7 protein-coding genes are annotated in these 5771 nt (G+C 69.5%); all 7 read right to left on the bottom strand.

Annotated elements, in window-relative coordinates; all coding sequences use genetic code 11:
* Positions 1-227 (bottom strand): hypothetical protein (locus tag ACOJSN_RS05270; RefSeq protein ID WP_420111461.1); only part of this gene is annotated, 227 nt, incomplete at its 3' end.
* 183 nt (positions 228-410) lie between these two features.
* Positions 411-743, bottom strand: coding sequence for an HAD family hydrolase (locus ACOJSN_RS05265; protein ID WP_420111460.1), 333 nt, complete (start codon positions 741-743; stop codon positions 411-413).
* Entirely contained in the window at positions 740-1018 is a 279-nt protein-coding gene (locus ACOJSN_RS05260; protein WP_420111459.1) for a hypothetical protein, read from the bottom strand. The genes ACOJSN_RS05265 and ACOJSN_RS05260 overlap by 4 nt, the downstream gene beginning before the upstream one ends.
* A 140-nt stretch (positions 1019-1158) precedes the next feature.
* On the bottom strand, positions 1159-3306 hold the full coding sequence (locus ACOJSN_RS05255) for a right-handed parallel beta-helix repeat-containing protein (protein ID WP_420111458.1): 2148 nt from the start codon (positions 3304-3306) through the stop codon (positions 1159-1161).
* Positions 3303-4304: a hydroxyacid dehydrogenase gene (locus ACOJSN_RS05250; RefSeq protein ID WP_420111457.1), complete on the bottom strand. Its 1002-nt coding sequence runs from the start codon at positions 4302-4304 to the stop codon at positions 3303-3305. The genes ACOJSN_RS05255 and ACOJSN_RS05250 overlap by 4 nt, the downstream gene beginning before the upstream one ends.
* A gap of 14 nt (positions 4305-4318) precedes the next feature.
* Positions 4319-5224 carry a dihydrodipicolinate synthase family protein gene (locus ACOJSN_RS05245; RefSeq protein ID WP_420111456.1) on the bottom strand — a complete coding sequence of 302 codons (906 nt, stop codon included), beginning with the start codon at positions 5222-5224 and terminating at the stop codon, positions 4319-4321.
* A partial coding sequence (locus tag ACOJSN_RS05240) for an SDR family NAD(P)-dependent oxidoreductase (RefSeq protein ID WP_420111455.1) occupies positions 5221-5771 on the bottom strand: 551 nt, incomplete at its 5' end. The genes ACOJSN_RS05240 and ACOJSN_RS05245, both read right to left, overlap by 4 nt.

Here is a 5771-nt window from a genome sequence, read left to right as displayed (position 1 = left end):
TCACAGACCGCGAACTCCGGCACCGCCGGAGTCCCCGGACCACCCAACCGGACCGCCTGCTCTACCCCAGGACCAGGCGTGGGCGCCTCCCACTCCTCAGACACCTCACCCAAGTACTGGGCCAGGTGATCCAGCCGCACCCCCTCCATCCGAGTCACCTCACGATCAGCCGCAACGGCAGCACGCAACGCGCCGTCGCCAACCAGTCCGAGAGGAAGTGCATCCATGCGAGCTACTACACCACCGACCTCCGACATCGCCCCGAAACGGCGGAAAATCAACGAAACCGGGACGGAACTACCTCACCCGAGCACCGCCGTCGGGCATCACCCGAATCGAGAACAGAACCGGCTTGGGCGAGCACGCTGAGGCGCTCGGCGGCGGGGTTGGAGCACCGCAGCACTGCGCATTCACAACAACCGCAGGACGTCCTCGAGCGACTGCACGGCTCCCTGCGCCGTGCCGTGGCGGTCGATCCGTACGGCCGTGAGGCCGATCGCTTCGGCGCCGGCGCAGTATGTGGCCTGGTCATCCACGAAGACCGCGCCCGACGCGTCAACCGCAAGCGCTTCGAGCGCGCGCATGTAGATCTCGGCATCGGGCTTCGTCGAGCCGACCTCACACGAGAGGATCACGGCGTCGACCTGCGCCGTGAGACCGAGGTGGCTGAGCAACGGTGCTGCATTGGGAGCGCAGTTGCTGACGAATGCGGCGGCGATGCCTCGGTCACGCAGCTCAGTCAAGAACGGGACCACGTCGGGATAGACGGTCGCGTACTCCAGAAGCACTCGGGGTCGCGACGGACCAGGGCGGACACATTCTTTGGCGTCGCGTGAGCGCGATCGAAGACGACGGTGACGGCGTCAGCCGGAGAGACTGTGCCCGTCATCAAGCCATGCCGCACCTCGTCGAGACCGGCGAGCCAATGCTCCTTGCCCACCCCTGAAGCCTCGGCCAGCCCGTTGAACACTGCGTCGAAGTCGACTGTCAGCACCGTCTCGAAGACGTCCAGAAGCACTGCTCGGGGCGCTGGCATGGCCTCGACTCTATGGCGCCGAGGTCGCCGAGGGGCGAGGCCGCCCGGCGCCTACGAGTGCGACGTTTCGTCAGTGAAATCGGGTCTGGGCGCCCCGGGGAGGAGGCGAGGTCCCGGGGAAACTAGAACACCGAGCGCGCGCGGGTGGGCGGGTACGGGTCGGGTGCGGTCGAGGCGACCAGCGGGTGCCGGCGCTCCGCCTGCGGGCGAGGCCCGGCGGCGGCCGTGCTCGGCACGCGGATGCCGAGCTCGTGCACCGGCGAGTTCGTACCCGGCGTGAAGTCGCGTGCGGCGACGTCTCGCACGTCAGGGTCCAGCACGACCGAGTGGCGGTCTCGGCCGGCAGCGAGCCAGTCCTCGTCACGTGCGTCCGTCACCGCCCACAGGCGCTCGCCCGGCTGGTGCCCGCCGTTCGCGGCGATTACCGAACCCGGTCGCGGTGCGTAGTCCCAGAACAGGTTGAGATCGCTGCGCACGTTGAAGGACCGCACGTCGTCGGGCCTGCCGTCGTGCCCGCTGAAGGCAGGCCGGCCGTCGCCCAGCACCACGTTGCCGGTGAAGGTCAGGCCCACGTGCTCCTCGGGGCGACTGATCGCGACCTGCCCGTCGCCAGCGAACGCGAACAGGTTGTCGCGCACGATGTTCTCGCGGCCGTAGTGCAGGTGGAGGCAGTTGCTGGAGGTGTCGTGCACGGTGTTTCCTTCAACTAGCACGTGCGACGATGCCTCATCGAGGTAGATGCCCCAGCCTCCGTAGTTGCGGCACTGCACGTCGTGGATGTGGTTGCCGCGCACCACCGTTCCGGGGGCGATCCCCAGCAGGTAGATGCCGCCCATGTCATTGAGCTCGCCCTGCCCGAGGTGGTGCAGGTGGTTGGCCTCGATGAGGTTCGCTACCGACGCGCTCGGGTGGTAGTCCCACACCCAACCCACCGAGATCGCGCTGTAGAAGAAGTCGCTCACCTCGTTGTGCGCGATCACGTGGTGGGCGGCATGCTGCAGCAGGATCGCCACGCAGCCGGGGTACGCGCGCCCACCCCGCTCGATCGAGTTGTCGCTGATCTCGTTGTGGCTCACGAAGCCCGACGACGAGGCGTCGGCCGCACCACCGGCTTTCACCGCGCCAGCACCAAGATCCGCGAACCTGCCGCCCGAGATCAGCGTGCCGCGCGTGCCGTCCTCCAACGAGATCGCGTACCCGCCCACGTGCTCCACGCCGCCGCCCACGAATGCGCACGCGCGGGCGTGCCGCAACCGGATCGCCGCCGGCACCTCGCTTGCGGCCTGCACCTCGGACCCGTACTCACGCACCTCCAGGAGCGGGTCCTCGCGCACTCCGAACGGCGGCACGGCAGCCGGCGGCACCGCGAACTCCGCGTAGGTGAAGCGCACGTTCTCGAAGCGCACCTCGCGCACCGGAGCGTCCGTCGCCCCTTCGATCGAGACGAACGCCTCGACCACCGGGAGTCGTGCCTGGAACGAATCGGCGTCCTCGCCGGGCATCGGCACGTACAGCACGTGTGGACCGTCGAGCCCGCTGACGCTGCCATCGGAGTCCAGGTACCACTCGCCGGGTTGGTCGCCCAGGGCCTCGGCCACGTTGTCGAGCCAGTAGGTCGCAAACTTCTTCGTGGCATCGTCACGCAGGGCGAACAAGCTCCGGTGCGGGCTGGTGATCGTGCGAGTTGAAGGATCGAGAGATCCGATCGGAAGCCGTTCCTGCACCCAGTAGTGCGGTACCACCACCTCGACGTGGCCCGGCTGCGCCAGCTCAGGGATGTCGCCCGCGGCGTAGGTGAAGGCGTCGCCGCCGTCGAACATCGTGCCGACTCCGTGGGCCGCCGGGTCGAGCGTCCCCGCAGCTTCCATCCGCAGTCGCCCCTCGCGGGGCCATCGAGGACGACGACGGCGCTCACCCTCGACGTAGAGAGCTCGCCCCCCGCGCTCGGGCGCCGGGGCTGCCAGGGCCGGCACCCCGTTGACTGTCACCTCCCGCCAGTCGTCCAACACGACGGAACCATCGAAGACCGGGGGAGCAACGCCGTCCAGCGCCACGAAGGAGGTGAACGAGTCGGCAGGCCCCAGCAGGAGAGTCTCGTGGTGCGCGTACCGGCCACCCGCGAGCCACACGACCGCGCGCTGACCAGGCTCGCGCCGTGCTCGCACGAGCCGCATCGCGGTGGCCAGGTCACCCACCGGGTACCCCTGGGAGCCGTCGCCGTACCGCGACCCGTTCGGGTGCGCGAAGATCTCGATCCGGTCGGTGCTCACGCCCGGGTCCTGGCTTCCTCGGCGGTCACACGATGGCGCAGCTCCTGACCTGCGAGCCAGCGCTCCAACTCGTCGATCACGAGCCGGCCCAGCCGGGTGCGCTCGGTCCCGATGCTCCCGGCGATATGACCGGTCAGCCGCACATTGGGCAGATCCCACAGCGGCGAGTCGGGTTCGGGCGGCTCGGGCCGGGTGACGTCGAGGTTGGCGAACAGGTCCGGACGTGCGCGCAGCACATCGGCCAGCGCGGCCTCGTCCACGAGCGCCCCGCGGGCGGTGTTGAGGAACGCGGCGCCGTGTGGCAGCGCTTCCAGCTCGGAGCGCCCGATCATTCCGTCGTTGACGCCGGAGATCCATGGCGCGTGCACGCTGACCACCTGACTGCGCTCGAACAGGTCCACGAGCGTCTCGACCCGCTCCACGCCGTGGTCCTCGGCGTCCGCAGCCGTGAGGTAGGGATCGAACACCAGCAACGTTGTCTCCAGCGCCCGCAGCCGTGCCGCGACCTTGCGAGCGATCGAGCCGAACCCGACGAGCCCCACGATCTGCCCATAGATGCCTAGGTGGCCCTGATCGGAGGGGTAGCTCCGCTCTCGCCGCAGGTGCGCCTGCGCGTGGTGCTCACCCTTCAGCGCCATCACGATCGCGGCGTGCACGTAATCGGCCACGGGCTCGTTGTTCGCGTCCGCCGCCGAGACGAGTGCGATCTCCCGATCCCAGAACTCGTCGGTGGCCAGGTGCCGCACCGAACCCGCCGCATACAGCACGAGCTGAAGTGCGGGCATCCGGGCGAGCAGCTCGGGCCGAAGGCGCGGGCCGCCCCAGCCGGTGAGCAGCACCTGCACCTGTGCGAGCTGTGGCGTTGCGAGCAGCGACTCCGTGGAGGTGTGAAGGCCATCGGCGTCGACGAGCCGCTCCCACCGGGCGCGATCGACTCCGCTCAGCACCTGGTCGGCGATGCCGGCACCGAAGATCGCGGCAGCCTGGGGACGTTCCATGTCGCGACTCCCGTTCATGCCACGGCGGACTGAAGGCCATACTCACGCACGGCGTCGAGCTCTGCGCGAGCACCGTCGCTGAGCGGTGAGTGCGGTGGCCGGACCCCGCCGGCCTCGATGCCCTGCCACCGAAGCAGCTGCTTGATCGCGGACACGTTGTATCGCCCACCGCCGTCCGCGCGCACGGCCTCGACCGGCCTGGCGTAGTCAGCCAGAAGCTGGGTCAGCCGCCGCAGGTCGCCCGATGTGACGGCCGCGTGGATTGCCAGCGCGATGTCGGGGCGCGCATTCGCGATCCCCGACGTGAAGTGCGTCACCCCCACACCCGCGAACGCGGGCACCTGCGATTCCGCGAGCCCGTTCACCCACGTACAGGCGCCGGCCTCCGTGCTCCCCATCGCAGCGGTGAGCGTATGCAGGTCCGTCCGCGCGTATTTGACCGCGATGATGCGCGACGGCGACACCGCCTCGGCGATGTGCGTCGCGTCGAGTCGATGCGAACGCAGGTAGAGCACCACCGGGAGCGGGCTGCGCTCGGCGATCTGGTGGTAGAGCGCCACGTGTCCGGCCGCGTCCCCGAACGGGTCGCTCGGCTCGTGGACCATCACCGCGTGGTAGCCGAGCTGTGCGGCGGTCTCGGCGTCGTGCAGCATCTCGCGGACCGATCCGGCCACGCCGGCTATCAGCGCCGCTGCGTCCTTCACCTCGGAGACGGCTCGCAGCACCGCGTGCCGCTCGCTTCGCTCGAGCTGCTGCACCTCGGCAGTGTTGCCGAGCGCGGTCAGCACCGGCATTCCGGCCCCCGCCACCCGTGCGGCGATCTCGGTGATCGTGCCGGGATCGACCCGGTCGGTCTCCTCCCGGTACGCGGTGACGAGAACGGCGGTGACGCCGCCCAGATCCGGTGTGACGGCGTTCATGCGGGGATGCTGCCCTTCGTGTCGATGACGATCTCCGACGACGCCTGCCTGGCCTGTGCCGTCAGCCCACCGTCGATGGTGATGACCTGACCGGTGATGTACGCAGCGTCGGCGGAGGCGAGGAAGGCCGCGACGCCCGCGACCTCGCCTCCGCTGCCGGCCCGACCCATCGGGATCGGCGTGACCTCGCGTGCCTGCACGGCGGGATCGAGAGCTTCATAACGGTCGTTCGAGATGGCGCCGGGTGCGATCGCGTTGACCCGGATCCCCCGCGGTGCCAGCTCGAGTGCCGCAGCGCGCGTGAAGGCTTCGATGGCGCCCTTGCTCGCGTCGTACGCGACCGCCTCACGGTGCGCCTTGGTGGCGCCGATTGAGGAGATGTTGATGACGCTGCTGCCGGGTGCCATCCGTGCCGCTGCCTCGCGCGTGCACAGGTAGGTGCCGCGTGCGGCGATGTCGAACTGCCGGTCCCAGTCCGCCAGCGTCAGGTCGAAGAACGGCACCCGCCCCAGCATCGGCGCGGCCGCGTTGTTGACCAGCACGTCGA

Origin of the sequence: Pseudactinotalea sp., from assembly GCF_048594945.1 — a bacterium.
Classification (GTDB): domain Bacteria; phylum Actinomycetota; class Actinomycetes; order Actinomycetales; family Beutenbergiaceae; genus Pseudactinotalea.
The sequence above is the reverse complement of the archived record's forward strand: the minus strand, read 5'-3'. Positions and strand labels throughout refer to the sequence as shown.